This is a genomic window from Collinsella tanakaei YIT 12063 (assembly GCF_000225705.1).
Lineage (GTDB): Bacteria > Actinomycetota > Coriobacteriia > Coriobacteriales > Coriobacteriaceae > Collinsella > Collinsella tanakaei.
On record NZ_JH126469.1, the window covers coordinates 315092 to 329712 of the forward strand.

The following is a 14621-nucleotide window of genomic DNA, read 5'->3' on the forward strand; positions in this document are numbered from 1 at the left end:
CTATTTACAGATATCTTCAATCTCAGCGTTGGTTATCTTGTCCACGTTGGACGTGCCGGGTTCGCCACGGTCTCCCTTATCGCCCTTGGGGCCTTGCGGGCCGGTTTCGCCAGCGGGGCCAGCGGGGCCAGCGGGGCCGGTCGCGCCCGTGGCTCCCGTCTCGCCGCGCTCTCCTTTGGGGCCTTGGATGCCTTGGGGGCCTTGCTCGCCTTGAGCGCCCGTGTCTCCCTTGGGGCCTTGCGGGCCGGTTTCGCCAGCGGGGCCAGCGGGGCCAGCGGGGCCGGTCGCGCCGTTGAAGTCCCCGCGTTCCGCCGCAGCCTTGATATTGTCGGCGATTTTCTGCGCGGCGGTGCCCTTTTGCTCAGCAGTTGCCGCCGCGCTGGTTGCTGTTGATGCCGCGCTATTCGCCGCGCTGGTCGCTTTGTTGGCGTTGCCGATCGCGGTAGACGTGTCCTGTTGTCGCTTGTTTTCCGCTTCAACTCGCGCGGCTTCAGCTCTCAAACGCGCCGTTTCGGCATTTTGACGCTCGTTTTCGTGCGAAACGCGCAAATTCTCGGCTTGAATTCGCAAATTCTCGGACGAATCTCGCCCGTTCTCGGCTTCCACGCGCTGCGTCTCCGCGCCAGCTCGCGCTTGCTCGGCTGCGTCTGCCTTCGCAATGGCTGCGTCCGTGTCATCCTTGGCTTTCTCAGCCGCCTTGCTCGCGGCACCCGCCGCACTGTTCGCCGACTTGACAGCCGCCGCGCTGTCTTTCTCGCGCTCTGTTTCGGCTGCGGCACGCGCCGTCTCAGCCGCAACGCGCAGGGCTTCGGCTGCTTCGCGTCCGTTTTCCGCTTCGACACGCGCGGCTTCAGCCGCGAGAAGCTGACCCCACAAGTCGGGATTGTCATCGCTCGGGTCAATGCTGCCTGTCTCGCCTGACTTGACAACCACCAACGGCATTCGTTCTTGTTTTGTCACGATGCGGACGGCACCGCCAACGTAGCCGATTAGGCACACGCTGAGCGCTCCCGCTTGCTCCATGAGCGCGGACGGGATGCGGACGGTAAGCGTCTCGTCTACCATGTAGCGCATAGGCTTGGGATTGCTCGCGTTGCACAGTATGAGCGCTAGCGTATCGCAGCTTGTAAACTCGCTGTCAGCGTCAACGCGGATGGTGTCGGAATTAAGTCCGTGCTGCACTACCTCGCGCTCGTCCCACGTTATCGCGCGGTCGCGCACCGTTGCCGTGTGTATCAGCATGTTTAATCACCTCCATCCATATAAGCCGCCTGCTCCGCTTCAAGCTCCCTCACGCGCTCCCTGAGCCGCGCCCGTCTCTCGCGGATGGTCGCGTATTCCTCGGCGGTCAGCTCGCCGTCGATGAATTTGAGCGCGTAGTAGTCCGTTGCCGCCAACTCGGCCATGGCCTCGTTCAGCTTGTCGCATACGGTCGGCTCCGGCGCGTCAACGTACGTGTAATAGGGCCTGCCGTCTTCGTCAAATTCAGATTCATCCATCACAAGCGCCTTTCAACAGCCATTATCTCGATTCGCACCGATGGGATGGTGCCGCCGACCTTGTACGGGCGCGTGACCACGATGGGGCCGATTCCGTCAGTGTCGCGGTTGTAGGACGTGGAGAAGCACCATTCGCCGAAGCCCGATGCTCCCATGATCACGATTGGCAGGTTGCTGTACGTGATGTTGTCGAACGTCGATGGCCACCTGACCGTCCAAGACCAGTCCGAAAGCGTCCACTCGCCCATGCCGCCGAAGTATTTCGGTGTCGCGACGTTGGCGAGCGGAATCGAGCAGTACGCCACCGTCGGCGCGTTCCTGGCATTTGACGGCTTGAAAGACCACCAATAGGCCGTTCCGGTCGTCGGTTGCGCGCTGTTGCCCCTCGTGATGCTTACGTACGCCCTCTCCTGCGTCATCGAAAACGACTTGATCAACTCGTTGACGGTCGTGTCGTCCGTGTAGCTAGTTGCGAGGACCCAGTCGCTCGCGTAGAACGCGCCCGCCCTGCTCTCGGCGGTCTTGCAGACTTTAAGAGCGCCGGGGTTGGAGACGTTGACCCAAAGGTCGCCGCGGTCATAGGGGCCTGTGGGCTGAGACGTGAACACGCGCCGCTTGCTGTCTGCCGTGTCCTCGGCCCTGCTCGCCGCGTTGAGCGCGTCCTGTATCCGGCTGTCGGTTATCTGCTGCCACGCGCTGCCGGTCCAGCGGTAGACGTAGCCGTTGCTGGTGTTGTAAAAAAGGTCGCCAGCGTGGGCTTGCTTCTCGTCCGCGCTCCATTGGCTCGCGGGGATGTTGCCGGTTGTCGGCGTGTAAGAGTAGAAATGCGTCTCCACCTTGCCATCGATTTGCGTACCCAAATCGCCCAGCGCGCCCGCGAAGTCGATCAGCTCCTGCTCCTGCTTGCTGATTTGCTCGGACAGCGCGTCAAGCGCGTAGACGACGTAGACGCCGCCCTGCTTGATGATACTGACCGTATCGCCGACCTTGACGGGCGTCGAGGTGCGCAGGTAGACCGTCTCGCCGGTGTCGGCGAGACGAACGGAGATGGAGCCATCGGCGTTGACCTGCGTGACGGTGCCGATTCTCACGGATGTTGCATCATCGCCGCTCACGGCGCTGCCCATGCCCGCGAAGCTGAAGAGCTTCTTAGCAAGGTCTAATTCGGTGCTAATCATTTTACAGGCACCTCAATTTCGTCTTGCACATGCAACCGCGCCCAAGCTCCATCTGTATCTCCTCCACTATCGCGTAAACGCTGTAGAGCGGAACCATCTGCGGGTCGGTCGAGTTGATGTACTGCACAAGATTGCCCTCGCGCAATCCCGGCACGGATACGTGCTCTATTACTAGAATCGGCTCGCTGCTCGACACCTCGTTTAGCTTGCGCTGAGCCATCGCGGTGAGAGATGCGTGGTCGCACGGGTCGCTCACCTTGAGGTCATACGCCTTGCGCCTGCCAAGCCGCTCGTAGCTGTATGGATGCGTTGCTGGTAGGTCAACGTAAACGGAATCGCTGAGCGGGTACGGGTCGTAGTTATCCTTGGACGGGTCGTCTTGCTTGCTTTGCCGCGCGAAATGCGCGACAACGCGGTTGTAGGTATCGTCCGCGCCGTAATCGAGCTGGTAGCCCGACTTGTAGACGCAGTTCTCGCCGTCCTCGAACACGTAGGCGAGCGGTCTGTTGATGGGGTCTATGTACCTGCCCCACGTTATGTAGCCGTCCTCGTCCACGCCGTACTCGCAACCAGTCCACATGGCCAGATCGTCAAGCACCTTGCTGCGCTTGGTGCCGACCTCCCACCAGACGGGGACCGTGTGCGTCCTGTTGGCGTCAACGCCTTGCAGCACCCGCAGCTTGCCGCCGTCCGTCTCCAACAAATCGCGTATCTCGCCGATGATGTTGGTGCCAGCCGGCCTTGCAAAGTCCCTCGCGCACACGTCCGCTGTCGCTCTGAGCAATGACGAATAGAGCGACACGTCGCGCGTGGAGTGGTGGTACTGGGCTTGCGCGCTCTCGCCGTCCACGAAAAGCGTTGCCAGCGTCTCGCCGTGCTGGTATCCGCCGGGCAACGTGATCGTGTGCTTAATCCTGATCATGCGGTCGGTCGATGCGTTGTGCAGCCCCAGGCTCGCCGTCACGCGGTTGTCCGCAGACGTGGCGAAGGTGATCGTGCCGCCCTCCACCACGTCCACGGTCTCGCCGGTCTCGACAAGGCTCACGGGGTCTACAAGATAAAAGCCGTAATCGTCCCGCCTGCCAGATGCAGCCCAGTTCATGCCCATCAGCCGCCCACCTCGCTACCGCTTATATCGACCGTATACAGCTCCGGCGTTTTGGATGTGATGTCAACGCTGGGCACTATCTTGTAGCGATGACCCAGCGGGTCGCGCAGCGTCATATCTCCTTGCTCGCACATCGCGAGCAGCACGTCGTACTCGTCTGGCTCGATGACAGCCGAAAGCGACAGCTTGGCAGTCCTGCCCTTGCCGTAATAGGCTGACTGCCTAGACTTGCCAGCGATCTTGACCACGTCCGCGACAGGCTCGGCTGATATGGATACGCCGCGATCGCTTCCGCTCAAGAACTTGGTTAGCGCAACGCTCGCGCTTTCGGTGCTCACGATGATCGCGTCATTTCGCCCGCTCGAATAAGCGGACACGCGATTGGAGACGCCTGAGACAGCGCCGGCAGCCGTGTAGCCTATGGCTTCGAAGTAGAGCGTCTTACCGAACGGTGCGCTGCGGAAAACCGCCGTGCCGCCGTTGGATACGGTGATGGTGTCGTTGCTGTACTCGCTATCGACCATCTTCACAACGGCGTACTCGAAGGAAACTTCCTTGTCATTGGTGTCGCTTACCTTGATGCTGATTTCCTCGCCCTGCCCCGTGACGGTCAGCTTTGGCGTGGAGCACTTGCGCTCGTCCTTCACGGTGACCGTGCCGGACATGCTCGCGAACTCCATCGCTATAGGGCGGTAGACCGCGTTGAGAGCGATGTTGAGGTAGATGCTCTTGCCTATGACGTGCTGCGTCAGGTAGCTATCGTCAATCTCGATTCGACCGTTGGCGGTCACCGTGCCGGTCGGGGCCTGGTTGAAGAGCGGCTGACCGTCCACGGTGCAAGCGCCTCCGCTGACGCTGTTCAGCGTCTGGCAGTAGTAGCGGTCATCCGTGCGCGTCCAGTTGGTCGTGTAGGTGATGGCCAGCTTGCCGTCCGCCGTGTACTCCGCGCCCGTCAGGTTGTACACGGGACAGTAGCCTATGGAGCAATCGAGCGTTGCCAAGTCGCTATGCGTGTTGCCCTCGTAAACCATTCCCGCGCGGTATTTCGATTGGCACGTGACGCGTAGGTCGATGCTGTCGTACCTGCGCCTGCTAAAAAGCCAAGAGCCGCCGGCGAAGTCGGTCAGGAAAGAGTCGATGTCTAAGCTGTGGTTCCACCAAGTGCGCGAACCGCTGTAGGGTTTGTTCTCGTTGCACTGAGACGCCATGAAAGTGCCCTTGTAGTCATGCCATGCGCCGGCACCGGCGGGGGCACCCTTGATGGTGCCCCTCGCGCTGACCGTGATGGTCCACGATTCGTTCCAGTCGTTTCCGAATTCGGTTGACCATACGAGGCGGATGTCTCGGACGCCGTAGCCGCCGTCCATGTCCTCGTGTATCAGGATGCCGTCCGTGCGGCCCTGCGTGGAGTAGTTCGGCCCGATGTTAAGGGAAAAGTTTTGGACGCCCATTTAAGCCCTCGCCAGCCTTTCCCAACCGCTGATGATGTTGTAAACGCGCTCGGCTTCGGCCTTATCGCCAGCGGTCAACTGCAGCTTGTCGATGTAGTAGTTGGTCACCGTGCCGCCGCCGCCGATGCTGTCGGCAATGGCGGTCGCGAATGGCAGCATCCTACGAGACGTGAGCGGCACAACCGCTTCAGCGCCGCGCTCGCCGACGCCGACGATCGACGCGCCGTCGAAAACGCCGCCCTTCGCGTACCAGTTGACCCCGACCTTTGGGACTCTGCCGCTCTTCGCGTCGAATTTGCCGCTCATATAGAAGTGCGGTAGAGCGCCCACCTGTATGCGCGGCAGCCTGAGCCTGCAAGATGCGACCTCGGATGCCATGCGCCTGCATGCGCTCGCAATCGTCGCCGTTGCTTTGGATGCGGCGGCGGTCGCGCTCGTCGCAAGAAGGTTGAAGGACGCTGCGGATGCGTTCGCTACAGCGGGCAGAGCGCTTATTGCGGCTGCGAGAACCATCGAGGAAGAAGCGGAGGTTTTGAGCGAACCAGCCATGTTATTCGCGCTGTTGCCGGCAGCGTCAAGCGCACCCTGCGCGAGTCCGCAAGCAGCGCCGAAAGCGCCGATTCCAGCCGCCGCCGCAGGTGCCGCGCTGCCGACTGCGGGCAGGTACCTGCCCATGTTTTTAACGCCATTGCCGCACGTCTTTATGCCGCCAGCTATCGCGTTGACGGCAACGGAAAAAAGCCCGAACGCCGCCGCCGCAACGGTCACGCCAGCGCCGACAGCGATCAATCCGACCGACAGCACCGTCAGGCCAGCCGCGAGCACCAAAGCGCCGGCGCCGGCCACGATCAAGCCGGGGCCGAGAACCAGCGCAGCCGCGCCGACAGCGGCGAAAGCAGCCGCCGCGCTCATGCCGTACGCGCTCACCGTTGGCAGCTGCGTCGCGAGCAGCGACACGCCAGCGGTCGCGAGCATGATGCCGGCGCCGACCATTAGGACGGCAGCGCCGAACGCCGCCATGCCGACGGCGCCAGCGGTCAGGGCCGGTGCAAGCGCAGCGGCACCTACGGCAAGCAGCGCTACGGCCCCGACAAGGGCCGTGAGCGCGACAGCCGCCATGGGGCCAGCGTTTACAATCTGTATCGCAGCGTTTGCAAGCAGCCACAAGCCAGCGGATGCCAAGGCAACGCCGGCTCCAAGCGCGATCACCGCTGCGGCAGCCGCGAGAATCTGCGTTGCAGACGTTGAGCCGGCAGCGCCGGCGGCAGTTTCTCCAGCAGCTGTTTCGAGCAAGCCGGCAGCGGCTTGGGAACCCTTGCCAGCGATGTTCGAAATCGCGCCGCCGATAGTCTTGAACGCGCCAGCCACCTTAGCGCCGGTGCTGACGAGCTTCGCGGTCGCGAACGCCGTACCGATCAGGCCGATCGCGGTCGCAACGCCCTTTGCCTCCGGCGTGAACGTCTCGAAAGCCGCTTGCAGGCCAGCCAGCGGGTCACCCGTCGATTCGCATACGCTAACGAACGTTGAAATAGCCGTGTTCATGCCGTCAAGGACGGGCGCGAGCGCGTCATTGGCCATGTTGACGAGTCCGGTGAGCGATGGCTGCAGCGTCGCGAACGCCTCTCCAAGGCCTCCGACAACGGTAGCCTTGAGGTTCCCGAACGCGCCCTCGAACGTCTTCGTTGACTTAGCGGCTTCAACGGCAGCGTCCTCGAAACCGAGCTGCATAATCGCCTGGTTGAACTCCTCGGCTGTAATCTCGCCCTTCGCCATAGCATCGCGGAAGTTGCCAGTGTAGGCACCGTTTTTCAGCATGGCTTCTTGGAGCTTGCCGGATGCACCGGGTATCGCGTCCGCCAGCTGGTTCCAGTTCTCCGTGGTCAGCTTGCCCGCGCCCGCCGTCTGGGTGAGCACCATGCCGACGCTCTTGAACGTCTCCTTGTTGCCGCCCGCGACCGCGTTGAGGTTTCCCGCGGCTTCCGCCAGCTTGTCGTAGTTCGGAACCGCGTTCGCCGCGAGCTGAGCGGTGGTGTTCTGGATGTCGGAGAGGTCGTAGACCGTTTGGTCCGCGTACTTCTTGGTGCTCTTCGTGAGCGCCTCGATCTGGCTGCCGTCGACGTCCGCGAAGTCAAGCGTCTGCTTGAACTTGAGCGTCGCGTCTGCCGCTTCGCCAGCTTCGCTGATGATGCCGCCGAACCCGACGGCGGCTGCGATGCCGCTCGCGACTCCGAGCACGGACTTTAGGCTCGTCCCTATGCCCTGTATCGGTTTGTCGGCGGCGGCTGCGATGTTGCTGCCGTATGCCTTTCCGACCTTCTTGCCAGCGGATGCCGCGTTCACGCCCGCCAGCTCCTTCGATACGACGCTTTTAACAGATTCGCTGAGTTTGGGGTAGATTACTAGGGTGCCGCTCGCCACTTGGTTAACTGCCATTAATCAGCCCCCTTATTCATATTTAAAATTCTGTCTACAAACTCTTTGTCCGTGGCTTCCGCCTTGCGTAGCGCCGCCGATTGCTCGCCCGGTCTTTGCAAAGGCTCCGGCGGCTCCGCGCCCTTCTTCTGCGCTTCTTTAGACTTTGACCAGCAAATCCATTCAATGCCGTCAACTACCCTCGCAAGTAGGTAGTCCGTTGTGCCCCATTGGAGCTGTTCGCAATCTGCTTTAGCGCAACGCGATTCAAGTGGTAGGTTGGCCGCGAGACAGGCGGCATGGGCATAGCTGTAATCGATGCCCATGCCGTCAAGATTGAGGTTGTAGAACTGCTGAAAATCAGCCCTCAGCTTATCAGGCTCGGTTTCCTCAAGCCTGATAAGCACCGCTAGTTTTTTGCGGTCGTGCTGTCCCTAACGCAGGCTTCGTAAAGCTGCACCAGCTTTGCAGCGCTGCCGCCAAGCTTCTCGGCGTACTCGTCATCTTTGCCGCAAAAGATGATGCTCATAGCATCGAAGTAGCCCACGGGGTCTTTCTCAACGTTCGTGATAGCCTTGGTGAGCTTGTAACTCACGATCGCGTCTGCATCGTATTCGAACTCGATGCCTTCGAACTCGGCGGTCTTGATGTTCCTCTTCTCAGGCATTACACACCACTCGCAGTGGTCTCGGTGGACTCGTAGATAAAGCGCTTGTAGCAGCCAAGGGTCGCGTCCTTGTAAAGGTTGTAGGTGCATTCGCGCGCGAACAGCTCGCCGCCGCCGACCTGCAAATCGCCAAGCTCGCTGAGCTGGCAGTCGGGAACGACGATCATCATCTTGCGACCGTTCTTCAAAACGCCCTTGAACACGCCGCAGCGGTGCGGTAAGTCCTCGCCGGTGTCCTTGACATCAAGGACGCCGTTAGCGTCGGTTACGTTCGCTTCGCCGTACTGCTCGGCTTGGGCGCTCTTCTTGACCTCGAGATAGGTGAGCGTCATGCCCTTGCTGATCTCGGTTGTGGCGCTGTCCACCTTCTCGCCGTTGAGGTCGGTCTTGTCCTCGGTATCCTTTTCATCCGAAAAGTTGATGCCGTCCTCTGACAAGAAACCTTGATTGACGAATTTGGTATCAAGTGCCCCGTCAATCGTAGTGGGCAACGTGGTACCAAGCGGCGCGGTGAACCAGTAACCGCCGGCGATGCCCTTGGCAGAAGAGACGTTCTTGGTCTCGTTCTTAACCTCTGCCATGTACTACCTCCTAATCATTTGTTTGGAGCACGCAGAAAAGGCTCACGCGCGGTGAGCCTGTGTCTGGGTCTGGGTTTTCGTAAAATGAATTGATCTCGCAGGTGAAGACGTTGTCGATGCCATCCGGCATCTCGGCCAGCAGGCGCTCCACCTTGCCGCCGAGCGTGTTCGCCTCGAGCTGCGTCGCGGCCCAGCAGTCGACGGCCGCGGTCGGGCTGCACACGACGCCGGTCCTGCCGCCTCCGGTCCTCTGCACGACGCAGAACTCGCGCGGCCTGTCCGGCGGGACCTCGCAGTAGGCGTCGACCCCGTTATCGATGAGCCATGAGATGACGGTCTTGGTAACGTCCAACATCCATCACCTCACAGGCACCTTTGCAGGATGTGGCGCTTCGCTTCCGCCCTGTCTCCGTGCGGCGTGGCGCTGTCGACGTAGCCGATCGCGGTGACGCCGTCGGTCTTGACCTTGGCGATGAACGGGTCGCCCATGTCGTCGGCGCTTACCATGGAGCACGCCTTGCTCGCCGCCGCGTCGGCCAGGCGCCTCAGCTCCCCCACGACGCCGCTCGATTTCAGGCATGCCTGGATGCCCCTCTGGTTTCCCTTGATGCCGGCAAGCTTAACCCTCACAGGCGCTCACCTCCACGTTCCGGTTCCATGGGGTCGGGCAGTTGTCCAGGCACGGGCGCGGGTCGCCGATAACCTCGTACCCGCGCCCGTCGATGATGACCGATGCGCCGCGAAGGCTTCGCTCGTAGGTTTTCGGGAAGCAGAGCGTATAGCCGACGAATGAGCCGTTCGTCCGGGTGCCCTCGCCCAGGTCGCTGGTCGCCCCGGGGTGGACGAGGACGTTCTCAACGGTCTCGGCATCCTCCCGCGTCTCCGGGTAGCCGTCGACGTATGTTTTCGACCTCCGGACGACGGTCACCGTCTCCCCTTTGAATAGCTGCATCATCGGCCTCCCGCCAACTGGTCCTCCGCCGGCTCCGCATACGGGGATACGCTTCCGATCCTCGGGCCGGAGAGGCCCAGGCGCCTGCGCTCCGACCTCGTCATGTACATGTCTCCCGACGGGTTCGCCAGGGTGACGGACGCCGAGTACGAGCCCGCCGTCTGCGTGTACTGGGACGCCCCCGCGAAGTCGCATTGGGATCCGGCAGCCCGGTTGACGATGCCGCAGCAGACCGCGACGACGTTGTCGTCGAACACCGGGCGCTCGCCCTTGGCGTACGGATGGCCGGTCTTTCTCTGCCACTCGGACGCGATGAGGGCCGAGGCGTCATCGAGGAGGACGGTGAGCCTGCGGTGCTCGATGCCCTCGCCGTATCGCGCCTCGTAGTCGGACGGCATGGCGAAGGACTCCATCTACGCCTCCTCGCCGAGTACAATCTTGAGCAGCTCGTCTCGCTTCGCGCGCTTGGGGAGCTCGATACCGTGCTCGATCGCGTACGCCCTGATCTCGGCTACCGAGCTGTCCTCGTCGATAACGGAAGTCTCTTCGGGCTCATCGGATTCCTGCTCTTCTTCCGGTTCCTCTTGGTCGGCGGCGGAAAGCGGCGGCGTCAGATGCCCTGCTGGAGCGTATCCGCGGTCGATGTAGCGCTCCGCCGCCTCGTCGGGAACCTCGATGTGTATGCCCGTGTAGGGCGCGATCATCTCGACCATCGCTCTAACCCGAGTAGGTGTCGGTGAGGCGGTTGAAGTAGTCGGTGCTGGTGACGACGAAGCCCACCTCGAGCTCGGCGCGGACGGCGAACATTCCGCGCTGCCAGAGGTTGATCTGGTTGCTGCCGTCGTTGATGGTCGCCTCGGTGGAGATCTCCACGTTCACGTCGTTCACCATGCCGGTCACTGCCTGGTTCCAGTCTCCGACGATGCCGATCACGTTCGCGGCGGAGCTGCCCTTCTTGTATGCCGCCTGGCGCTTGATGGCGTTTACGCCGAGGATGGCGGACACGCTGCCCTGCGTGGCGGCGTTGTCGATGAAGATCGGTCGGCCGTTTTGGTCCTTGGCGCCCAAAAGCACCGGCTCGGCCTGCGGGGCGAAGACGAAGCCGTTGGCCTCGCCGCCGGCGATGGCGATGTTGGTCTTGGCGGTCACGAGCCCGTCGTAGGCGGCTTTCTGGATATCCACGGCGGTGCAGTCAGCGAGGACGTCGAACCCGGTGCCGGGGGCGGCGCCGTGGAAGACGGTCTTGTCGTACGCCTTGCCCAGCGCGGAGGGGATGCGCTCGACGATCGCGTCGTAGAGCGTGGACTTATCGCGCTTGAACTGGTTGGAGAAGGGGACGATGACCGCCAGGGTGAAGGGAATCATCTTCTTGTTGCCGACCTCGGGGGCGTCGACCTTCTGCTCGGCGGTCTCGGCGGTCACCCACGCTGCCTCGGGGTCGCCGGTGATCACGTCGAGGGCCACGCCGGGGCCGGGGATGGTCATGCGGCGCGAGAGCTGCATAACCGCGGAGGACTCCGTCACTCCCTGCAGCACCTCGGCGGCGACGCTCTGGGGGAGGGCAACGCCGGTGCTGGAGCGGTTGAGGTCGATTTTGGTGGTGGAGAGGGCCATAGTGGCTTCCTTTCTTCAGTGTTCTAGATCTGCGAATCGAACCATTCGTCGAATTCGTCCTTAGGGGTCTTGCGGTGCCTGGTCGCCGGCTTGGCGCCGTCTCGCCCGAATACCGGCGCGGCAGGGACGCCACCGGCGTACTCGCGGATCGCCTTGGCCTGCTCGACCATCGCCTCTCGGTCGGGCTGCGTGAGAAGGTTCGCGGGGATGCCGAATTCGGCCGCGACCTCGGCCGCGTCCGATGCTCGCTTGGCGTCCGCGCGCATGCGCTCAAGCTCCGCCTCTGCGGCCTCGGCGCGGGCGGTGGCGTCCTTGGCCTCCGCAGCCATGCGCTCGGTCTCGGTCATGCGCTCGCGCTTGATCTCGTCGAGCTCCTTGCGCGCCGCCGAGTTCTCCTTGGCGCGCTGCTCCCATTTCCGCGCTTCCGCCTTCCAGTCGGTATGCGGTCCTGGAGCCTGCGGCTCCGGGTCCGCGGCGCCGTGCGGCTCCGTCTCCTGGGTCTGCGGATCTTCCTGTGCGGTCATAAAGACCCCTTTCCCGCGCCGTGCGGCGCGTCGTTCTGCCCGTGCGGGCATGAAAAAACCGCCTCGGTCGAGACGGCTCGTTATGAAAAGCCCGCCGTGCGGCAAGCGGTTTTCCCGTATTTTGCTTGATGGCGCCCGCTCGGGCCCGTCTTGGGCCGGTCAGAGATCGACCTCGGTCGTCTTTATCCCGGCGAGCATCTTGCGGATGATCGACATCGCGCTATCTCCTTGTCCGAACGCTGGATTGTCAAAGCCTTCCGTTCAGGTAGTCGTCGATCTCGACCCTATGCCGTGCGAGGATGAGTTCGTATCGCTCGCGGCAACGGGGGCACAGCGCCCTTCCGCCTTCCAGCCGAATCCAGTCGGGGAGGGACCTCGCCAGCTCGAACTCCGCGGCGTCACCGTCGACCTCGACGGACTCGCCGCAGCGGTCGCATACGAGGATCTTCTTGGTTTCCAGGCCCATTTACCCATCCTTTCGTATTCGTGGTCTTTCTTTAGCTAGGCGCGCTTCCTCGGCACGTAGTACTTGCGATCGGTCGACACGCTCGATACGCCATTGACGTCGATGTCGATATGCAGGCGGGGCATTTCGGCGACCACCATCCTCCCCATGTCCGCCGCAAGGTCCTCGGCGTGCGCGTCCATCCACGCCGCGATGACGTGGATCTCGTGCGCGGCGGCGGCGGCGATTTCGGGACGATACTCGTTGATTGTGCATTGCGATGCCATTCAAGGACCTCCTTCGTAATTGGATCCGTGGGCGCCCTGCGTTTCCCGCGCGCGGGTCCGCCATGAAAAAGGCCCCTTGCGGGGCCATATGAGAGCACCAATTAGATTGCGCTGCTATAAGCCGAGATTGCTCATTATGAGCCCGGTTGCAACGGTGGTGCACGTCTGCTTCACGATGGAAAGAGACGTATCGCCGACGGCCCTGGATATTGCGTCTTTCGCCCTGTTCCATACCTGGGGCGAGCGGATAGCATCGAGGTAATCGTAGCCCTCCCACGTGAGCCCGCCGACCTCGAGCGACAACGGGTCTCCGCACGCGTCCCGCTTGACGCTTGCGGTCAGGAGCCCGTGGGCCTGCATAAGCTCGACGTGAAACGCGAGCCTGCTGATGTCCTCGCAACACTTGGCGAGCATGGCGTCGCCGATGGGGCCGTCGGACTTCTCGACGCTTATGAGGATGCAGCGGACAAGGTCTAGATCTCGCTTCACGTTAATCTGCCGCCTCTTCTTTATTCCGGAAGCATCCTTCTATCGATATAACGTCTTCAAGCGGAATGGAGAGGTCCTCTCCGTTATCTAGAGACAGGCATAGCTCATCGACGCCGGACGGGGTGTCTATATCCCAATCGATTCCGGTGAATAGGCCTATGTATACCTTTGAATCCGCGCACGTCACCCTTGTTCGAGAACCTGTCGACGCGGTGACTTCGTTAAACCTCATCTCCTCGCCTCCCGTATGTCGGCACGGCGTGAGTGCCAGTATTCGAATAATGGATTTTGAAGCTGCTCGTTTCGATTCTACCATGGTCAGTTTCGACGAATCCGATAACCCTTCCGGCGTCGACTGTTTCCTTGCGTGACCAGCTGCCGTCTCTGCTTGTCTCGGCCTTTCCGGTGCCGGATAGCTCGGTTACAAGGTCTTGGATCTCATCTAGTCCAATTGTGAAGCAGCTCGGGGCGATACCTCTGTCCATAGCGACCTTGGCGCTTTCCCTGGTGCCTGCGATATGGTTGAGTTGCTTTTGCCGCTTGATCTTCAGCGTTGCCGTTTTCAGGAACTCGTCGCGTTCTGCCGCACCTGCCGGTGTCCCCGTTCTGAACCAAGCGGCGCCTCGTCTTTCTATCTCGCTGCTGACTCGGTTGTTCAGGAACGCGTCGAAGGCCTCGCCCTGCTTGCCTCCGTGCCTCGCGATGTAGGCATCGCGCTCCTCCTCGGGCAGGGCGTCCCATTCGTCGCGGATGCCGCTTCTGCCGCCTATGGAGTCCAAGACCTTGTTGTACCGCTCGTACATGCCGTCCGGGTCGTAGCCCTCCGCGCCGTCATCGTCCCATGAGCACACGATGCGGCAGTCGCAGTTGTCATGCGTGTGGGATGCGCTCCGGCGGCTGTTGTAGTTGTACCCGAACGACGCGAGCATAAGGCAGAACCCGCACGTCTCGCCGCCGCCCGGGACTCGGGCGAACTTGGGCTTGAGCGGGTCTTTCGCTCCGTTCTCCGCGATGCACTCGTTGGCGTCTCGCCTTATCTCGTAGCCGATGCGCGAGCAGACCGCCTTGTTGAATCCGTCTACGTCGCCGTCCTTGACGATTCTGGACGCGAACGCGCGAATCGCCCATTCCGTTGCCCTCGGGTCGTGCGCCGTGTACGCCTTGGCGCCCAGCTTCTCGCCAACGCAAAGCTCGCGGGACGCGTCGTAGAAGTCTGCCGCCGCCTGGGCGGATGCGAGCCCGTATTCCCTTACAAGGATGTTAACCGCTTCCACAACGGCCTCTCTCGCCGCCGCGACATCCGACCAGTCAATCTTCTCAAGCAGTTTGAGCGCCTTCGCCTGCGCGTCCGCGCTGCAGGCGCTTATCTGCCTCGTGAGGTAATCGATGGCGGCGCGCGGGATCTGGGCCATTC

General features: G+C 62.0%; 21 protein-coding genes. All 21 read right to left on the reverse strand.

Annotated elements, in window-relative coordinates:
* The 21 genes from HMPREF9452_RS11340 to HMPREF9452_RS06555 all read right to left on the reverse strand — a co-directional run bounded on the left by HMPREF9452_RS11340 (position 1) and on the right by HMPREF9452_RS06555 (position 14619).
* On the reverse strand, positions 1-1242 hold the full coding sequence (locus HMPREF9452_RS11340; protein WP_009141324.1) for a collagen-like protein: 1242 nt from the start codon (positions 1240-1242) through the stop codon (positions 1-3).
* 2 nt (positions 1243-1244) lie between these two features.
* On the reverse strand, positions 1245-1499 hold the full coding sequence (locus tag HMPREF9452_RS06455; protein WP_009141325.1) for a hypothetical protein: 255 nt from the start codon (positions 1497-1499) through the stop codon (positions 1245-1247).
* The gene (locus tag HMPREF9452_RS06460) at positions 1499-2677 is read right to left on the reverse strand and encodes a hypothetical protein (RefSeq protein ID WP_009141326.1); all 1179 of its coding nucleotides are present in this window, start codon (positions 2675-2677) and stop codon (positions 1499-1501) included. The genes HMPREF9452_RS06455 and HMPREF9452_RS06460 overlap by 1 nt, the downstream gene beginning before the upstream one ends.
* 1 nt (position 2678) lies before the next feature.
* Entirely contained in the window at positions 2679-3785 is a 1107-nt protein-coding gene (locus tag HMPREF9452_RS06465) for a hypothetical protein (RefSeq protein ID WP_009141327.1), read from the reverse strand.
* Entirely contained in the window at positions 3785-5236 is a 1452-nt protein-coding gene (locus HMPREF9452_RS06470) for a hypothetical protein (RefSeq protein ID WP_009141328.1), read from the reverse strand. The genes HMPREF9452_RS06465 and HMPREF9452_RS06470 overlap by 1 nt, the downstream gene beginning before the upstream one ends.
* The gene (locus HMPREF9452_RS11345; RefSeq protein ID WP_009141329.1) at positions 5237-7669 is read right to left on the reverse strand and encodes a tape measure protein; all 2433 of its coding nucleotides are present in this window, start codon (positions 7667-7669) and stop codon (positions 5237-5239) included.
* Positions 7669-8055: a DUF5361 domain-containing protein gene (locus HMPREF9452_RS06485; RefSeq protein WP_009141330.1), complete on the reverse strand. Its 387-nt coding sequence runs from the start codon at positions 8053-8055 to the stop codon at positions 7669-7671. Before HMPREF9452_RS06485 ends, HMPREF9452_RS11345 begins: the two co-directional genes overlap by 1 nt.
* A 2-nt stretch (positions 8056-8057) precedes the next feature.
* Positions 8058-8315 (reverse strand): hypothetical protein, encoded by a 258-nt coding sequence (locus tag HMPREF9452_RS06490; RefSeq protein ID WP_009141331.1) that lies wholly within the window; start codon positions 8313-8315, stop codon positions 8058-8060.
* Entirely contained in the window at positions 8315-8896 is a 582-nt protein-coding gene (locus HMPREF9452_RS11350) for a phage tail tube protein (RefSeq protein WP_009141332.1), read from the reverse strand. Before HMPREF9452_RS11350 ends, HMPREF9452_RS06490 begins: the two co-directional genes overlap by 1 nt.
* Positions 8897-8906: 10 nt before the next feature.
* Positions 8907-9251, reverse strand: a complete 345-nt coding sequence (locus HMPREF9452_RS06500) for a hypothetical protein (RefSeq protein WP_009141333.1) — start codon at positions 9249-9251, stop codon at positions 8907-8909.
* Between the two features lie 8 nt (positions 9252-9259).
* On the reverse strand, positions 9260-9526 hold the full coding sequence (locus HMPREF9452_RS06505) for a hypothetical protein (RefSeq protein WP_009141334.1): 267 nt from the start codon (positions 9524-9526) through the stop codon (positions 9260-9262).
* Positions 9516-9851 (reverse strand): hypothetical protein, encoded by a 336-nt coding sequence (locus HMPREF9452_RS06510; protein WP_198003585.1) that lies wholly within the window; start codon positions 9849-9851, stop codon positions 9516-9518. The genes HMPREF9452_RS06505 and HMPREF9452_RS06510 overlap by 11 nt, the downstream gene beginning before the upstream one ends.
* The gene (locus HMPREF9452_RS11355; protein WP_009141336.1) at positions 9848-10261 is read right to left on the reverse strand and encodes a Gp19/Gp15/Gp42 family protein; all 414 of its coding nucleotides are present in this window, start codon (positions 10259-10261) and stop codon (positions 9848-9850) included. The genes HMPREF9452_RS06510 and HMPREF9452_RS11355 overlap by 4 nt, the downstream gene beginning before the upstream one ends.
* Positions 10262-10561: a hypothetical protein gene (locus HMPREF9452_RS06520; RefSeq protein WP_040362489.1), complete on the reverse strand. Its 300-nt coding sequence runs from the start codon at positions 10559-10561 to the stop codon at positions 10262-10264. It abuts the gene before it with no gap.
* Positions 10562-10565: 4 nt separating this feature from the next.
* On the reverse strand, positions 10566-11462 hold the full coding sequence (locus HMPREF9452_RS11360; protein WP_009141338.1) for a phage major capsid protein: 897 nt from the start codon (positions 11460-11462) through the stop codon (positions 10566-10568).
* Positions 11463-11485: 23 nt separating this feature from the next.
* Positions 11486-11986: a hypothetical protein gene (locus HMPREF9452_RS11365; protein WP_050797638.1), complete on the reverse strand. Its 501-nt coding sequence runs from the start codon at positions 11984-11986 to the stop codon at positions 11486-11488.
* 247 nt (positions 11987-12233) lie between these two features.
* Complete coding sequence (locus HMPREF9452_RS06535; RefSeq protein ID WP_009141340.1) at positions 12234-12452, reverse strand: hypothetical protein; 219 nt, start codon at positions 12450-12452, stop codon at positions 12234-12236.
* 35 nt (positions 12453-12487) lie between these two features.
* Positions 12488-12718 (reverse strand): hypothetical protein, encoded by a 231-nt coding sequence (locus HMPREF9452_RS06540; RefSeq protein ID WP_009141341.1) that lies wholly within the window; start codon positions 12716-12718, stop codon positions 12488-12490.
* 114 nt (positions 12719-12832) lie between these two features.
* Complete coding sequence (locus HMPREF9452_RS06545) at positions 12833-13207, reverse strand: DUF2513 domain-containing protein (protein ID WP_009141342.1); 375 nt, start codon at positions 13205-13207, stop codon at positions 12833-12835.
* A gap of 1 nt (position 13208) precedes the next feature.
* Positions 13209-13439 carry a hypothetical protein gene (locus tag HMPREF9452_RS06550; protein ID WP_009141343.1) on the reverse strand — a complete coding sequence of 77 codons (231 nt, stop codon included), beginning with the start codon at positions 13437-13439 and terminating at the stop codon, positions 13209-13211.
* Positions 13429-14619: a VG15 protein gene (locus tag HMPREF9452_RS06555; RefSeq protein ID WP_009141344.1), complete on the reverse strand. Its 1191-nt coding sequence runs from the start codon at positions 14617-14619 to the stop codon at positions 13429-13431. Before HMPREF9452_RS06555 ends, HMPREF9452_RS06550 begins: the two co-directional genes overlap by 11 nt.
* Between the last annotated feature and the right edge of the window lie 2 nt (positions 14620-14621).